This window comes from Pantoea sp. App145 (genome assembly GCF_047947045.1).
In the GTDB taxonomy this organism is placed as follows: Bacteria; Pseudomonadota; Gammaproteobacteria; order Enterobacterales; family Enterobacteriaceae; genus Pantoea.
In genome coordinates this window covers 1,265,665-1,281,773 of record NZ_CP133290.1, presented here as the reverse complement: position 1 = coordinate 1,281,773, position 16,109 = coordinate 1,265,665, and the positions used below count along the sequence as shown (strand labels likewise).

Here is a 16,109-nt window from a genome sequence, read left to right as displayed (position 1 = left end):
AAGGCCCGCTAGCGGGCCTTATACTTTTAGAGCGATCAGGCTTTACGTCGACGCAGCAGCCAGCCCATTGTCAAAATCATAAACCACAGCGGTGTGACCATCAGGGCATGACGGGTGTCATCCTGTAGGGTCAACAGCACCAGGACAAAGGCGAAAAACGCCATACATACCCAGCACATAAATTTACCCAGCGGCATCTTAAACGTTGACTCCGTATGACGTTGAGGATGCTGTTTACGGTAGGCCAGATAGCTGCACAGGATGATGGTCCAGACGAACATAAACAGAATCGCTGATACTGTGGTGACCAGCGTGAACACGGTCATCACATCCGGGATCAGATAAATCAACGCCACACCGCCAAGCAGGCACAGGCAGGAGAAAAACAGACCGGTGGTCGGTACGGCACGGGCCGACAGTCGGCCAAACGCCTTGTGTGCAACTCCTTGTTCTGCCAGACCAAACAGCATGCGGCTGGTGGAGAAAATGCCGCTGTTGGCAGAGGATGCTGCGGAGGTGAGCACCACAAAGTTGACGATGCTGGCAGCAGCAGGCAGGCCGATCATCACAAACATCTCAACAAAGGGACTGCGGTCGGCCAGCACTTGGTTCCACGGGGTTACCGCCATAATCACCATCAGCGCCAGTACATAAAACATAATGACACGCAACGGGATGGCGTTGATGGCACGCGGCAGCACTTTGTGCGGGTCGTGAGTTTCTGCGGCGGCAGTTCCCACCAGTTCAATTCCCACAAAGGCAAACACCGCAATCTGGAAACCGGCAAAAAAGCCGCTCAATCCTTTCGGGAACATACCGCCATGGTCCCAGATATTGCTCAGCGAAGCTGTACCGCCACCCGGTGAAGGGTAGTGCATCGTCACGAGTACGACGCCGGTGATAATCAGCGCGACGATAGCGACAATTTTGATAATCGCGAACCAGAACTCCATTTCGCCGAACATCTTCACGGTGGCGATATTCAGCGTCAGGAACACTACGACACACAGCAGGGCGCTCATCCAGATGGAGAAGTCCGGGAGCCAGAGCTGGAAGTAAGCACTTATCGCCACCACATCGGCGATGCCCGTCACGACCCAGCAGAACCAATAGGTCCAGCCAGTGAAATAACCGGCCCAGGGGCCAAGAAGGTCAGCGGCGAAATCGCTGAAGGATTTATATTCCAGATTGGAGAGCAGTAACTCCCCCATGGCACGCATCACGAAAAACAGCATAAAACCGATGATCATATAAACAAAGATGATCGACGGTCCGGCCAGACTGATGGTTTTGCCGGATCCCATAAACAGCCCGGTGCCGATAGCACCCCCAATGGCGATAAGCTGGATATGGCGGTTGTGGAGATTACGCCGGAGTTTTTCCGGTTGCTCCGTTGTGAGGAGTGCCTCTTTGGATTGATCAACCATAACGATTTCTTTCCTGTTTCGATGTTGTGTCAGCTCTGCTGGCTGTTAATTAACCTGCTGTTGTACAGGGCAAGTGGCATAAGATAGTGGAATAGCGCTAGCTCTCGGTAATTGTTTTTTAACATCTGCGACCTTTTGCATGCTTTACGCTGTCAGTAAATATTTACATGGCGCAATCTTTCACCATTGCGGGTGAAAACTAAGCAGTTTCAGCAGAAAGGGCGCTTAAGCGGTAATGGGGTAAAGGTGAGCCAGGGGATGAAGATTGCGGTTAGCCCTGGTCCTGATGTCACCGCCGCACATGCCAGCCATTTTCATTTCGGCATGTGCGTTAGCGGCCAGGGGCGTTGAGATTATACTGCCGGATTGAGTCCGCGTTTGATGAGGAAATGGTTAGCGGGCCAGGAGAAGAGAAAACCTATTATCATCGCGAGTTGAAGCATGAACCAGAATCCGACCAGCAGTGGGTTGATTTGCTGATTTAACACGAATTTTAGGGCCAGCCCCATAAAGAGAAAGATTCCTGCCTGATAAATCAGCAGTGGAAAAATTTCAGTTTTTAGCGCTAATAATAACGCGCTGCCAAATGAACGTTTTTCACGTTGACGAATTGCCAGAAACTGGAAAAATAACCCCATTAATAACGAAATAGAAACGCAAATAATTGCCTCGATCCATAATGCCGGATTAATCGCAAATTGGTTTAGTAGGGTGATTATCGGTAGTGTCATTATGTCGCCAAATATACAGGCAGCGGCGGATAATGAAGTGGAAATAAAAATGGTTTGCCAGCCAGCGTTACGATGTAATTTTTGCGGAACCAGCAGGGCAAGTTTTACCTGACGTGAGGGTTTTCTCCCCAGATACCACCAGGCCAGCCAGCCAATGAATGGCATATATAGTCCGGTTAATGGCCAGATTATATTCATCACCGCGACCGGATGAGGGTGACGGAAGAGGTCTTTTAAAATCATCAGGGCGGTACAGCCACCCAGAACAAGGAAGGGTAATGCCAACTGGTTCAACATAGTCAGTCCCGCTTAGCTTCTCGAATACGCGCGACAATGCGGTCAGCCCGGCTGCGGCATTGTCTTCCCCTGCAAATCACCGTTGCGTGTTACGCCGCTCACTGCTAAGAGTAGCTGGAAACCTGCCTGACGGGAATCACTGTGAGGGGTGAAAAAGTGAACGGATGGCAGAAATAAATGAGATAAAGAATAAGGTGAGGCGGAAATGTGGCATAAATTAACCTGGAAGGTGAGGTTAAAACACTGTAAAGAATAGATTTCATTTAATGATGATGCTGAATACTTATCAAACTATTGAAAATTTTCAATGGTCAGAGAGATTGAAACGACATAAGAAAAATCCTATTCTAATCGTCAGCATCAGTGAAAATTGTGATGTTGTTAACAAAGACGATATGCCCAATCCATTCCCTTACGGTAACGCATTGACAACCGGATGTTTATGATTGTGCTCTGACGGCTGGAACTCTTTTCCATCAATATTTTTTCTCTAACTAATTTAATTTTTGTGTTAATCAGTTCGAATAACAAGGTACAAGAGCGTTAAACCGCGCTGAGGCAATAATGACGACCAATAATTATTTCGTCTGGCGAGGCGAGACCGAAATTCAATTTCAGGCTGTTACCGCAGTGATGCAATTGAAATCGCTCATACAAAAACACGTAGAAACACTGGGATTTGATTACTTTGCCTTTTTGATCCAGCATCCGGTACCTTTTACCCGACCGCGGATCTTTTTGTTCAGCACTTACCCTGAAAACTGGGTCAGCCGGTATGAAAGTGAGAACTATTATGCGGTCGATCCGGTGCTGTTACTTTGTCAACGACCGGGCCACGGGGTGGAGTGGACGCATGACCTGTTTACCGGGGCCGGCCACTTATGGGCTGAAGCCAATGCTTATGGCCTGATGAGTGGTTTTTCCTGCTCCGCAATGGCATCAAATCGTGCCATTGGTATATTATCTATTGCGTCTAAGCAACAGAGTAAGACCCGACACTTACGCGTTGAGCTGGAGGTAAAACTTCACTTCCTGGCGGAACTGAGTCTGCGTGCGCTGGGGCGTCTCAATGATAGCTCGATGGCGGTTTTGTCTAATGATTTTAGTCAGCGCGAGCTGGAAATTCTGAAATGGACGGCGGAAGGAAAAACCTCTGCGGAAATTTCGCTTATTTTAGCGATTTCTGAACACACGGTGAATTTTCACCAAAAAAATATGCAAAAGCGCTTTAATGTTTCCAATAAAACGCAAATTGCCTGTTATGCCGCAGCAATTGGTCTGATTTAGCGAAAAGGCAACTACTAACTTTAGTAGTTCCCAGCCCGAAGCCAGTTGTCTACCCTGCGCCGGAACTTTGCCAGGCTGGCGCATAGAAATCATTGCAAAACATGGGGATGTCAGGGGCGCATGATGAAAATAATTCAAACCCAGTTAAAGGATATGCCGTCCTCACTGCTGGCGGAATTGGGGACTTATCGCTACAGCGTGTTTGCGCGTGGTGAGGGATGGTCCATTCCACCTCGATTAAGCACCCCGGGTCAGGAGTATGACCGTTTCGATCGTTCGGATGTGACCTGGATGATTGCCTGGGATCCTCGTCGCGGGATTTGCGGCTGTTCCCGTCTGATGCCATGGCAGGAACCTGAAGTCACCGAAGGTCTGGTGCTTCCTTTCAGCCATGAAAAGGTGTGGGAAATGTCACGCTTTTCTGCCCGACTGGAAGTGGATGCGGAGCTACCGCTCAACATTCTGTGGCACTCGGTGCAGCTGGCAGAACTAAGTAATATGGAGTTTTTGATCAGCTCCGCTACGCCGATGCTGGAAAAGATGTTTGAACAGCATCAGGTAGTTTATGAACCGTTGTCGCCAGGATTGATTCAGTCTGAGGATAACCTGTTCGCCATTCGCATTCCTGTGCACCAACCGGCCCTGGCTGATAAATACCGCGGTACGCGGCGGTTTAGCCCGGAAGAAGTCTTGCCGACGTTGGGTGTTTCCGTTAACTGGCAATCACACAGCTGATGTCCCCGCGCGTGCGGCGCGGGGCAGGCCGCTTACTGACGGTAGGCGGTTTTGATTTGGCGAATGGTGTTGCTGAATACTTCCGCCTGCGGTTTTTCCCCTAACGTTTGCACATAGCGTTCCATGTTGATGATCACTTTCCCGGCATCCGCCTGACCCATTCCTTTCAGAATCAGTGTGACCATCATTTTCAGGCAGGCAACTTCATCTGCCAGCTTCTGCGTTTCCTGCGAGGTTACAAAGTCTTCATCACTCATAATCGACTCCCTGGTTGTGTTACATGATCCAGGCACATTCTTCCTGTGCGCAAAAAACAGAGTATATCATATGGTTGTCAGAGCAATTTATTCGCGCTGAAATCAGAAATTCATGCTAAAAACGAAATGAGAAATTGCTGTATTTATCGTCAATAAAAAATGACGGGAAGCATTATTTATTTTGCGTGTTATGAGCATAAAGCGAAGCATGTTATAAATTATAACTTAATGATATTGATGGCGATTTTACTTTTTTATTCTCGCGTGTTATTGCCGGATACTAAAAATGAGTGGTCCATAACCTCTATTTGATTTGTATCATTTGAAGCGGGATTTATCTGCGGCGGGCGATGTTCTTTCCCTGGAAAACCCGGTAAGATAAGCCTCCTGAAAATATATTCCCCATCACTAACCTGCGGAGTACGTCCCGTTGATCAGCTTGCTTCTTGTTGATGACCATGAACTGGTACGCGCCGGCATTCGTCGCATACTGGAAGATATGAAGGGACTGGTAATTGCCGGGGAAGTGGCCTGTGGTGAGGATGCGGTGAAATGGTGCCGTAACAACCCGGTGGACGTCGTGCTGATGGACATGAACATGCCCGGCATTGGCGGTCTTGAAGCAACGCGCAAAATCGTGCGTTACAACCCGGATATTCGCATCATCATGCTGACTATTCATACCGAAAACCCACTGCCAGCCAAAGTCATGCAGGCAGGCGCCTCGGGTTATCTCAGCAAAGGTGCCGCGCCGCAGGAAGTGGTAAGCGCTATCCGTTCGGTACACGCCGGGCAACGCTATATTGCATCTGATATTGCGCAACAGATGGCACTGAGCCAGATTGAGCCGCAGAAAGCCGAATCCCCCTTTAGCTGTTTGTCGGAAAGGGAATTGCAGATTATGCTGATGATCACCCGGGGGCAGAAGGTGACGGAAATTTCCGAGCAGCTTAGTCTTAGCCCGAAAACCGTTAACAGCTACCGCTATCGTATGTTCAGCAAGCTGAACATCAGTGGCGATGTGGAGTTAACGCATCTGGCCATTCGACATGGCCTGTATAATGCGGAGCCGTTAATCAGTAGTGAGTGACGTTTTCAATTCCAAAGCCTTTCTCAGCACCGTGACCAGTCAGCCCGGCGTCTACCGTATGTATGACGCGACAGGCACGGTGATCTATGTTGGCAAAGCCAAAGACCTCAAAAAACGCCTCAGCAGCTATTTCCGTTCCCAGGTGGGTAGCCGTAAGACCGAAGCGCTGGTCAGCAATATCCAGCAAATCGATGTCACGGTCACGCATACCGAAACCGAAGCGTTGCTGCTGGAGCATAACTACATCAAGCTCTATCAGCCGCGCTATAACGTGCTGCTGCGTGATGACAAATCTTATCCTTACATTTTTCTCAGCGCAGATACCCATCCGCGGCTGGCGATGCACCGTGGGGCCAAACATGCCAAAGGCGAATATTTTGGCCCGTTTCCGAACGGTTATGCAGTACGTGAAACTCTGGCGCTGCTGCAGAAAGTGTTCCCGATTCGTCAGTGCGAAAACAGCGTTTATCGCAATCGTTCACGGCCATGTCTGCAATATCAGATTGGTCGTTGCCTCGGCCCCTGTGTAGCGGGTCTGGTCACTGAGGAAGAGTATGCGCAGCAAACCGACTATGTGCGGCTCTTTCTGGCGGGTAAGGATGACCAGGTGCTGAATCAACTGGTCAAAAGAATGGAAGCCGCCAGCCAGGATCTACGTTTTGAAGAAGCCGCTCGGTTGCGCGACCAAATTCTGGCGGTACGTCGCATTACCGAGAAGCAGTTTGTCTCCAATCAGGGTGATGATCTGGATGTAATGGGCGTCGCCTACGATGCCGGCATGGCATGTCTGCATGTTTTGTTTATTCGTCAGGGGAAAGTCCTGGGTAGCCGTAGTTATTTCCCGAAGGTGCCGGCGGATACTGAACTGGCGGAGGTGGTACAAACCTTCCTCGGCCAATTTTATTTGCAGGGCAGTGAGGCGCGTACTTTACCGACCGAGATCCTGCTGGATTTCAGCCTGCCGGAACGCGAGTTGCTGGCTGAATCGCTCAGCGAGCTGGCCGGGCGGAAGGTGAATATCCAGAGCAAACCGCGAGGCGATCGAGCCCGATACCTCAAGCTGGCACGAACCAATGCCGCTACCGCGTTGACCACGCGGCTGTCACAGCATTCCACGATACAGCAGCGATTAGCTGCACTGGCGACGTTCCTCGAACTGGACCAGATCAATCGTATGGAGTGTTTTGATATCAGCCACACCATGGGTGAACAGACCATTGCTTCCTGCGTGGTATTTGATCGCAATGGCCCGCTGCGTAGTGATTACCGCCGCTACAATATCGAGGGCATTACCCCCGGGGATGATTATGCAGCGATGAATCAGGTATTACGGCGTCGTTACGGTAAAGCGCTGGAAGAAGATAAAATCCCTGACGTCATCCTGATTGATGGCGGTAAAGGTCAGCTGGCGCAGGCTAAACAGGTGTTTGCCGAACTGGATGTGCCATGGGACAAAGACCGTCCTGTTTTACTCGGGGTGGCGAAGGGGAGCGATCGTAAAGCGGGTCTTGAGACGCTGTTTTTCGAAGCGGAAGGTGAGGGCATCTCACTGCCGCCGGACTCGCCAGCACTGCACGTCATTCAGCATATTCGTGATGACTCTCACAATCATGCGATCTCAGGCCACCGGAAAAAAAGGGCCAAAGTTAAGAACACCAGTGCACTGGAAAGTATCGAAGGTGTCGGGCCGAAACGCCGACAACAGCTGCTGAAGTACATGGGTGGCCTGCAACCGTTGATGAATGCCAGTGTGGAGGAGATAGCGAAGGTTCCGGGCATTTCCTTCGCGCTGGCAGAAAAAATCTTCTATTCACTGAAACACTAGCATTGAAACAGGGGGGGCAATGTAGGAACATACGTTAAATTCTACCCATACCAGACAGTTACTGGCATATGCAATTTAACATTCCTACATGTCTTACTTTGTTTCGGGTCGTGCTGATTCCTTTCTTTGTACTGGCTTTCTACCTGCCATTTCACTGGGCACCTTTTGTTACGGCGTTCATTTTTGTGGTTGCAGCAGTAACTGACTGGTTCGATGGCTTTCTTGCGCGTCGCTGGAAACAAACCACGCGTTTTGGTGCGTTCCTTGATCCGGTAGCCGATAAGGTGATGGTGGCGATAGCGCTGGTGCTGGTGGCGGAGTATTTCCACGCCTGGTGGATTACACTGCCCGCTGCCACGATGATCGCCCGTGAGATCATTATCTCTGCGCTGCGTGAATGGATGGCGGAAATAGGTAAGCGCAGCAGCGTGGCCGTCTCCTGGATTGGTAAAGTGAAAACCACAGCGCAAATGCTATCGCTGGTGGCGCTGTTATGGCGTCCTGATGCCACGGTGATTGGCGTGGGTGTGGTCGCTTTATATATCGCGGCAGTGCTGACGTTCTGGTCAATGTTCCAGTATTTGAACGCAGCGCGTGGTGATTTGTTCGAACGGTGATCGATGCGATTTAAAAAGCAGCAAACGGACGCACTGTGAGGATAATTTTATTGACTCATTGCGCCAGTTCAGTAGAATGCATCGCATCGAACGGCAGCGTGTCTGCCAAAAGATAAATAAAATCAGCAAGTTCGATGATAAAGCGGGAATAGCTCAGTTGGTAGAGCACGACCTTGCCAAGGTCGGGGTCGCGAGTTCGAGTCTCGTTTCCCGCTCCAGATTTAGCACTCTGTTCGTAACGGAATGCACATCAGATTGAAAGGCGCGTTGGCAGAGTGGCCATGCAGCGGATTGCAAATCCGTCCACCTCGGTTCGACTCCGGGACGCGCCTCCACTTTACACCCTGCCCGGGTGGTGAAATCGGTAGACACAAGGGATTTAAAATCCCTCGATCGTAAGGTCGTGCGGGTTCAAGTCCCGCCCCGGGCACCATATTTATCTGCCGATAAAACCGAATAAAATCAAAGCAATAAGCAGTGATGTCGTATCCGCCCTTGGGCGGATTTTTTGCATTTGGGGTTTGGGCTAAATCTCAAGTGGCAGCAAAATGGCAGCAGAGTGGCAGCGCCGCATTTTGCAGGCTGCTATTTTACGCTCTCGTGATTATCAAAAGGGTTCAGCATTACGGCGGCATCCAGGTGGTTTGGTGCGAAGTGAGCGTAACGCATGGTCATCAAAATCGTGCTGTGACCGAGTATCTGCTGGAGCACCAGAATGTTTCCCCCGCGCATCATAAAGTGGCTGGCGAACGTATGGCGCAGAACGTGGGTGCGCTGTCCCTTCGGTAACTATCTACCCGGTTGGCGCACCAATTCCGTGGCCGTCTGACGTGCTGCCAGTTAACCATATCTGGATGCATGGACAGGCGTTTGATATGCCGACTTATCCGCAGCTGGCGGCGGTGTACCCATTCGGCACTATTCCAGATATGCGTGGCTGGACCATCAAAGGGAATCCCGGTGCAGGTCGTGCCGTACTCTCGACTGAACTCGACGCCAACAAACGCCATTCTCACGCGATTCATGTTGCAGCCACTGATCTCGGCACCCTGACAACCTCTACGTTTGATTACGGTACGCGAGGAACTTCGGGTGTTGGCGATCATGGTCATACTGCCTGGACCGATGCGCAGGGGCACCACAACCATAGCGCACCGTTGGAGAAAACGAGTAATGCCCCTGTGGGACCGCAAACTATTTCGGGGGCACAGTGGGGCGGTGGTTTACGTCAGATAACGACCAACGCCGGTACATTTGCCGATGGCAATCACGCCCATAACGTCGGTATTGGTGGCGGTGGTGCTCACGGTCACACCGTGGAGATTGGCGGCCACAATCATATCGTTCCGATCGGTGCCCACGGTCACGCGGCTTCAGCTACTGAAGAAGGTGCCGACGAAACCCGCGTTAAAAATATCGCGTTTAACTACATTGTGAGGCTCGCATAGCATGTCATTTGAAATGACCAACCCACTGATCCAGAGCCTGCGCCCTGGTTCGGAGGTTAACGGCCATCGCTTGACGCACGTCCGGCTATGCAATGACGATATCGAAATCAAGTGGGGTGCAAAGAACCCGATGCAGCGGCAACGTCGCCGATCCGTTTCGTCCGCGCTATGCCGTCGATCTTCAGTTGCTCGATGGCGATGGCAATCCCGTCGCCAACACGCCAGTTTACCCGGCAGTACCGCTGCCGGTGCCAATGGCCGGGAGCGAGTCGGGGATGTTCCAGTTTCCACCGCCTGGCACCCTGGTGGAGGTGGGTTTTACGGACGGGCGACCTGATAAACCCTTTGTGCGTCAGAGTATGCCGCAGGGGCATAACCTGCCAGCGGTAAAACCCGGTGAGCAGCTGCAACAGCAGCGCGAAGGCGTATCGCAGCGTGTCACAGTGGCGGGGGACTGGCAGCGCCAGACTGATCAATCCATCACTGAATCATCAATGAAACGTGAAATTCACTCTGATGAAGAGCAGCGCCGTACGGTGGTACGTGAAACCACTGTGCAGGCGACTGACACCCTGACGCTAATCGGCACCAGTAAGCTGCTGGCCGGTGCGGTGGTGCATATTAGTGAGGGAGATTACAGCGCCGCAACGGGTGGTAATCTCAATATCAGAGCCAGCAAAAATCAATCTGTCTCAGTTGGCCAGAAAGTAGAAATAGAGGTTGGCCAGACGCTGACAGAAAAAATCACCGGCATCCGGCGCAGCGTAGCAGCGGCGCACCAAATCATCGGGCCGGTGTTTACTATCGGTAACGGTGAGATCAATCTACTGTCATTGCTGACCGACACCCTGGACGTGGTAAACGAGCTGGCGAACCTTGCAGCCAGCCATACGCACCCGAATACCGGACAGAGTGTGCAGGCGGAAAACTTCTCCGCAACCGCGAAGAAAACCCGCGACCTGCGTACCAAATATCAGCCGCTTATCGAAGGCTGATTCTTCCACGATCAACCCCCATCACACCAAACGCTATGTATCGATTCTTTCACCATCCCTGATGCAATTCACTCCGCCTTCAGCCTGAGCTCAGTTCACCCAACAGCGCCACATATGCTACGCAGAATCCGCATGACGTAACCGCATCCTGGACGGAAACGGCGCTTCACCGCCCCCGCCTGCACGATTTGGATCATAAAAATTTTGCAAGGGATGTATGGCGCAAGAAGAGCGCTCGCGCCGCGCGGTATATGGGGTTACAGCGGATTTTGTCTTTGGCGCATTGCGCCATAGATTGTAAATGTTTGCCAAAAGCAGGTTGCAAAACCGGTTTTACTGGATGGATAACTTGATGTTTTTTAAAAGATCGAATTGGTTTTCGTGAGGATCAAAATGCCAGGTTGTTAACCTCGAAATAATGAAGGAAAACCGGGCAAGGCCAGAGTGGGCGCGGGTTGTGGGGATTTTTGATAATTGCAAAACTTCGCAATGAAGGATCGTTTGTTGCTGGTATCCAGAAAAAAACCTGGGTTACGTTCCAGCATCAAGGGTCATTTGAAGTTGCATATCACTGATTTCAGTCGTGTCATAACTAATTGTCATCAAAAATTTGGTGGCGGTTGGTAGTTAAGGTAGGTTACGATACTTTGGTATAGTTAAGTTCGATCAAGGATTGTTTATGATTCTACTCAACGTGATAGTTGGCATACTGGTTTTTGCTGTAATCGTCTTAAGTATTGAGGTTAGATACCTAAAAAATAAGATGAAAAAGTACGATATGATGGATATCAATTAACATCGAGCAACTAGCGGAAACTTATCCGGGAAAGTCGGGTCGTCAATATTCCTGAAATGTTAAATTAGATAGCCCCTATCTAAAAATAAAATTTCCTTAGGTTCGTATATACATCAGGAAGTTTTTAAACAAATTTATTTGGAGTGGAAATGATAAAGTTTATGGAAGTCAAATATTCAAATTTAACAACTTCAGACTACCATCAGCTGTTTTCGGCTCGAAAAAGAACATTCAAAGACCGCCTCAACTGGATGGTTGATACGATTAATGAAATGGAGATCGATAAATATGATAATATCAATGCACATTATATTCTCGGGAAGCATAAAGATACATTAATTTGTGGGGCCAGGTTGATTGATTCTTCTGATGAAAATATGCTAAATGATGGTTTGTTTAATGCTTTCTTTGGTACGAGAATAAAATTGAAAGAAAATAGTCTTGAGGTGAGTAGGTTATTTATTGATAAGGAAGCAATAAGGGGATTATCCTTATCAGGTCATCCTATTGTTTCTCTTCTGTTTAGATCAATGATAGCTTTTTCAAAGAGGAAACAATATATTTGCATGCATGCAATTGTCAGTCATCAAATGTATATTATACTTAGGCGAGCAGGGTGGAATGTAAAAATTATAGAAACTGGAAAATCAGAGAAACAACATACTGTCCACTATATATCAATGCCTATGGATGCAGATAGTACATCGAGGTTATTTGAGAAAACCTCGATACCTGAGTTTACACAATATTCTGATAAAGAAGCACTTTTAGCGTCTTTCCCTCTGAGATGGACTAATAATATTTAACTCTGCACTTAAACGGATTGCATGTTTCGCGTTTTTTACGCCGAGTTTTTTCACTACTCTTCCCATATGAAATTTCACCGTGCTCACAGTAATATTTAGTATACTGGCAACTTCAGGATATGTTTTACCGAGACTACTCCAATACAGAACTTCCATTTCACGAGAAGATAATTCTTCGACGAGATCATTTTTATCACTCTGTGTATCTTTATAGATATGAAGCAACATTTCGTGGGTCTGGATTAAGAATGATTGTAATTTTTCTTTGTTATTTTCTATCAACTCTTCAGTTTCTGGTATGAGGAGTTTGTCTAACATCAATGAGAATACAACAAGATTGTCATAGGGATCGTGCAACACAAAACTGTAACCATAGAAGACATTATATTTTTTACCCGATTCGAAAATTCTTGGCAATGTCCATTTTTCACCGATTTTCAGATTTTCATCCCATCTAAAGGAGGACATACGAGTCAATGCGTTAATGATAACAGGATCGATATTTTGATATCCATTATCCAAATAAAGTTTAAACCAATCGGAAAGATTGCTAATGACGATCATATGATTTGAATTTTTTTTACTCATAACGGCATAGGCATAATCTATATCGTTATAACTAACTAAATACTTTTCTATTATTTGTTTAATATGATTATTTTTGATTTGATCAGAGAAATAGTTTTGCTTCATATTCACTCGCTTTTATTGTCAAACCAGCCAACTATCTTAATTACATCTTATCAAGGTGTTTTTTCCTTTAGTTTAGCTCAAAAATCAAACTGTAGAATGCGAATTTACTGAGAAATTTCATATTTTTTATCAGATAATTGAAGAAAAGAATTAGCAGAGTTTTTTAGAAGAATTTAGTTTATTAATGTTAAAAATTGCTGAAAAAATTGGCAGCAAAGTTCAAGCACACGCAGCGATACGATGTTTTACTCAGTTATAAAGTTATTAAATATCATAATGTTATGATTTTTATAAAGTTCCTGGAGTTTTTAAAATCCCTCGATCGTAAGGTCGTGCGGGTTCAAGTCCCTCCCCGGGCACCATATTGAATACCGATTTAAACCGAATAAAATCAAAGCAATAAGCAGTAATGTCGTGACCGCCTAAGGGCGGTTTTTTTGTTTCGGATTTCCTGATATTCGCTGTTCTTTTTCTGACTACCCACCGCAGCGACTACTGCAATTTTGCAGATGATGAAAAAACCCACTTCGCGGGATCTGGATTGGGGGGAAAGCGCAGGAATGACATGCTGCGGATCACGTTCAATAGCGCATAATAGCGCTTTCGCTGAGCCGCTTGCCGTGCGAATAGCTTTAACCTGAACCGCGGTAACAGTGGTTTCACGAGAAGGTTCGCGGGAGCCTTCAATAATTTCATTCAGTTGCGTCATGCTTTCTGTCAGACGCTCAAATAGCTTTTTGTCCATTACCAGCCCTCGTTAAACCCCCGTAACTGACATCTACAAATGACCAGGAAAATGCCTAATGATTTATCAGCCAAATACGAGGGGGGAGACCCTGGCCTTTTTGCGGAATATGCGGCAACAATGTTGTTACACATTACGACAACACGATGACGTGTCACACATCGCACTGTTTCAAACCAGTGATATGAGTGCTGGTATTGCTGGGAATCATGATTGACCGCTATGTGCAACTTTTGCCGGGGGAACTCAATGATTATTTCTCAGGAGAAAATGATCGTCCTGCACCGCATGCAAAAGGGAACGAAGTTCCTGTTACGCGGTGATAAAGCAATGGGATATGAAGTCAGGCACGATATCAGAAGCCATAAACACAGGGAGGTTAATTGTCGCAGTCTGGCTCCCCTGATACGGGATGGGCTGGTGGAATTTGTGTTTTATCCAACCGATATTACACGTTATTACGAGGTAAGACTGACGGAAGAAGGCCGGAGGTTAGTCAGCGAAGAAATCAATTATCGTTGTGGCTAACGAGGCCGTGGGAAACGTCAGTATTGCCAGAAAGGCCGCACAATGGCGGCCTGTGGTTAGCTTTTTAGCGACTGATCGTAAATATCAATGGCTGCAGTAATAATTGCACCCTGAGAAATCCCTTTCAGATTCGCGAGCGATTCTATCCGCGCGATGGTACTCAAAGGGAGCTTATAGGTTTTAGGTTTAATACCGCGTTTTTCGTCGCTGCGTTTTTGAATGTCACTGGCTGATTGAATCATGGTTCAACCCTTTATCTTCGAGATAGAAATTGCTGAAACTGACCTTCTCGCCCTGAGCGCCCACTAAGGCCTGGCGGCATTGGCTCAAAGAGTAAACAGAATGATCAAACTAAGTTTAGTTCAATCCCCCTCATTAACTATTGTTTAGATAAGCTTTTTCCATTCCTGAACCTCTGTATAACATTTTTGGATCCAATGGATGTCAGCCTGGTTCACTTTCGCTACCAGGAACGAAAAGCTGGCATTCCCCCTTTTACAATTCAGTTTCTTCCGCCCTTATTTGCGCGCAAGCCAAACCATTCAAAGGTCATACTGGCTGTAGTTACCAGCTTAACGTTAGCGCTGTAAGCATCATGCCGGGCATTTACCGCCGCGATATGGTTGTTGTAGCAATCATTTTCCGCTGTTAGCACATCAAGTAACGTGCGTTTTCCCAACCGTAACCATTGCTCGTAGTAAATTTTGCTGACCATATCGGTTTCCTGACTGAGCTTTTGGTATTCGCGACTTTGTATCTCCGCAGCATCCCGGCTTTGGCTGAGATTGTGGATTTGATACTCCATATCCATACGCGTTTGGGTGAACTGCGATTGTCTGGCCGACGCCCGCGCCGATGCTGCCTGGATGGCGGCTTTTTCCGTTCCGCCGGTGAAGGCATTCCATTGGATATTCAGCCCGGTGTACCACTGGCCAGGGTTGCCATAACTGTCTTTGGCCGTGCTTTTAGCAATCACCCAATTAAGCTGTGGCAGCGTACTGGCCTCAGCAGCCGCCACATCATGCGCGGCGGATTCAGCTTCTGCCTGTGCTTTTAACCATGTTGGGTGCTTTTCCACCCGACTGATCACCAGTGAAGTGGGGATGGGTTGCATTGTCCAGTCGAAATTATCCGGTAGACTGACTTGTTCTCCGGTAAGACGGAACAGCGTGATTTCCACCTGCCTGCGCTGGTCAGTGACCCGCTGCAAGCTTGCTTCTGCCGCCAAAAGCTTTGCTCTTGCCTGTACTAACTCACTGTGCCTTCCTGCATCGGTTTGGGTAATTTCAACCAGCATATTGACCAGGGTGCGCATGCGTTTCACATAAGCTTGCGTAATCTTCTGATTTTGCTGGTTGCGGCTTAATTCGATAAGTTGACTCAGCGTGCTGTAGGCAATCTGTTGTTGCTGATAATCATATTGGTACGTTGCCGCATTTGCCTGCTGTGTGGCGCTGCCAATATTTTCGCGATTCTTTCCCCAGTCAAACAACGTGGTGGTGACATTCAGTGAGAGGCTGCTGTCATCCAGACGATTATTCCCTGTGTGGCTGCCACTGCCAAAAGAGGCCATCGGTGCCGTCGTGCCGAGCTGAATCTGGGGCCAGCGCGCACCTTTCACCCGGTCGATATCGAAATCGGCGGCTTGTTTGTCAGCGCCAGCAACCCGGATTTCAGGGCTGAAATCCATCGCCTGATTGACCGTCTTCGCCAACCAGATGCGGGTGGCATTGCTCATCATCGTGTCGTGCGTCACGGGAGGGGTAACGGGTGCGGTAATACCCGCACGGCTGAGGGTCAGCATCAATAGCGTAATCATTGCCTTGCGCATG

General features: G+C 48.3%; 15 protein-coding genes, 3 tRNA genes and 2 pseudogenes. 12 read left to right on the top strand and 8 right to left on the bottom strand.

What is annotated here, in order from left to right:
- Positions 1-35: 35 nt before the first annotated feature.
- Both cycA and RCF31_RS05825 read right to left on the bottom strand, forming a co-directional pair.
- Positions 36-1,427 (bottom strand): D-serine/D-alanine/glycine transporter, encoded by a 1,392-nt coding sequence (cycA, locus tag RCF31_RS05830; RefSeq protein WP_416412797.1) that lies wholly within the window; start codon positions 1,425-1,427, stop codon positions 36-38.
- Positions 1,428-1,780: 353 nt separating this feature from the next.
- Complete coding sequence (locus RCF31_RS05825; protein ID WP_313685844.1) at positions 1,781-2,455, bottom strand: DUF4396 domain-containing protein; 675 nt, start codon at positions 2,453-2,455, stop codon at positions 1,781-1,783.
- A gap of 564 nt (positions 2,456-3,019) precedes the next feature.
- Between RCF31_RS05825 and sdiA the strand changes: the two genes are divergently transcribed.
- Together sdiA and RCF31_RS05815 are read left to right on the top strand one after the other, a co-directional pair.
- Entirely contained in the window at positions 3,020-3,742 is a 723-nt protein-coding gene (gene sdiA, locus RCF31_RS05820; protein ID WP_416412796.1) for a transcriptional regulator SdiA, read from the top strand.
- A gap of 123 nt (positions 3,743-3,865) precedes the next feature.
- Positions 3,866-4,477 (top strand): acyl-homoserine-lactone synthase, encoded by a 612-nt coding sequence (locus RCF31_RS05815; RefSeq protein WP_084873767.1) that lies wholly within the window; start codon positions 3,866-3,868, stop codon positions 4,475-4,477.
- A gap of 32 nt (positions 4,478-4,509) precedes the next feature.
- Here the strand turns inward: RCF31_RS05815 and RCF31_RS05810 are convergent, their stop codons facing one another.
- Positions 4,510-4,734: a DUF2594 family protein gene (locus RCF31_RS05810; RefSeq protein WP_084873768.1), complete on the bottom strand. Its 225-nt coding sequence runs from the start codon at positions 4,732-4,734 to the stop codon at positions 4,510-4,512.
- Positions 4,735-5,164: 430 nt separating this feature from the next.
- On the opposite strand from RCF31_RS05810, the gene uvrY reads away from it, so the two are divergent.
- From uvrY to RCF31_RS05780, 6 genes are all read left to right on the top strand, one after another.
- Positions 5,165-5,824, top strand: a complete 660-nt coding sequence (gene uvrY, locus RCF31_RS05805; RefSeq protein ID WP_299445933.1) for a UvrY/SirA/GacA family response regulator transcription factor — start codon at positions 5,165-5,167, stop codon at positions 5,822-5,824.
- Positions 5,817-7,649: an excinuclease ABC subunit UvrC gene (gene uvrC, locus RCF31_RS05800; RefSeq protein ID WP_416412795.1), complete on the top strand. Its 1,833-nt coding sequence runs from the start codon at positions 5,817-5,819 to the stop codon at positions 7,647-7,649. The genes uvrY and uvrC overlap by 8 nt, the downstream gene beginning before the upstream one ends.
- 68 nt (positions 7,650-7,717) lie before the next feature.
- Positions 7,718-8,266 (top strand): CDP-diacylglycerol--glycerol-3-phosphate 3-phosphatidyltransferase, encoded by a 549-nt coding sequence (pgsA, locus tag RCF31_RS05795; protein ID WP_084873771.1) that lies wholly within the window; start codon positions 7,718-7,720, stop codon positions 8,264-8,266.
- A 142-nt stretch (positions 8,267-8,408) separates the two neighbouring features.
- Positions 8,409-8,484: transfer RNA gene (locus RCF31_RS05790), tRNA-Gly, on the top strand.
- Between the two features lie 43 nt (positions 8,485-8,527).
- Positions 8,528-8,601: transfer RNA gene (locus tag RCF31_RS05785), tRNA-Cys, on the top strand.
- An 11-nt stretch (positions 8,602-8,612) separates the two neighbouring features.
- Positions 8,613-8,699 (top strand) — tRNA-Leu (locus tag RCF31_RS05780).
- Between the two features lie 152 nt (positions 8,700-8,851).
- Here RCF31_RS05780 and RCF31_RS05775 read toward each other — a convergent pair.
- Positions 8,852-9,055: pseudogene (locus tag RCF31_RS05775) on the bottom strand (tyrosine-type recombinase/integrase); the annotation flags it as partial.
- Positions 9,056-9,120: 65 nt separating this feature from the next.
- On the opposite strand from RCF31_RS05775, the gene RCF31_RS05770 reads away from it, so the two are divergent.
- The 3 genes from RCF31_RS05770 to RCF31_RS05760 all read left to right on the top strand — a co-directional run bounded on the left by RCF31_RS05770 (position 9,121) and on the right by RCF31_RS05760 (position 12,311).
- Positions 9,121-9,714 carry a hypothetical protein gene (locus RCF31_RS05770; RefSeq protein WP_416413221.1) on the top strand — a complete coding sequence of 198 codons (594 nt, stop codon included), beginning with the start codon at positions 9,121-9,123 and terminating at the stop codon, positions 9,712-9,714.
- A gap of 92 nt (positions 9,715-9,806) precedes the next feature.
- Positions 9,807-10,709, top strand: coding sequence for a hypothetical protein (locus RCF31_RS05765; RefSeq protein ID WP_416412793.1), 903 nt, complete (start codon positions 9,807-9,809; stop codon positions 10,707-10,709).
- Between the two features lie 957 nt (positions 10,710-11,666).
- A complete protein-coding gene (locus RCF31_RS05760; RefSeq protein ID WP_416412792.1) occupies positions 11,667-12,311 on the top strand; it encodes an acyl-homoserine-lactone synthase in 645 nt (214 codons plus the stop codon).
- Here the strand turns inward: RCF31_RS05760 and RCF31_RS05755 are convergent.
- Together RCF31_RS05755 and RCF31_RS05750 are read right to left on the bottom strand one after the other, a co-directional pair.
- Positions 12,273-13,004: a helix-turn-helix transcriptional regulator gene (locus RCF31_RS05755; RefSeq protein WP_416412791.1), complete on the bottom strand. Its 732-nt coding sequence runs from the start codon at positions 13,002-13,004 to the stop codon at positions 12,273-12,275. The genes RCF31_RS05760 and RCF31_RS05755 overlap by 39 nt on opposite strands.
- Before the next feature lie 547 nt (positions 13,005-13,551).
- A pseudogene (locus RCF31_RS05750) lies at positions 13,552-13,749 on the bottom strand (transcriptional regulator); the annotation flags it as partial.
- A 249-nt stretch (positions 13,750-13,998) separates the two neighbouring features.
- On the opposite strand from RCF31_RS05750, the gene RCF31_RS05745 reads away from it, so the two are divergent.
- Entirely contained in the window at positions 13,999-14,277 is a 279-nt protein-coding gene (locus RCF31_RS05745; RefSeq protein WP_299445925.1) for a hypothetical protein, read from the top strand.
- Positions 14,278-14,333: 56 nt separating this feature from the next.
- Here RCF31_RS05745 and RCF31_RS05740 read toward each other — a convergent pair whose 3' ends face one another.
- Positions 14,334-14,519 (bottom strand): ribbon-helix-helix protein, CopG family, encoded by a 186-nt coding sequence (locus RCF31_RS05740; protein ID WP_084873822.1) that lies wholly within the window; start codon positions 14,517-14,519, stop codon positions 14,334-14,336.
- Positions 14,520-14,779: 260 nt separating this feature from the next.
- Positions 14,780-16,108, bottom strand: coding sequence for a TolC family protein (locus RCF31_RS05735; RefSeq protein WP_416412790.1), 1,329 nt, complete (start codon positions 16,106-16,108; stop codon positions 14,780-14,782).
- Position 16,109 lies beyond the last annotated feature (1 nt).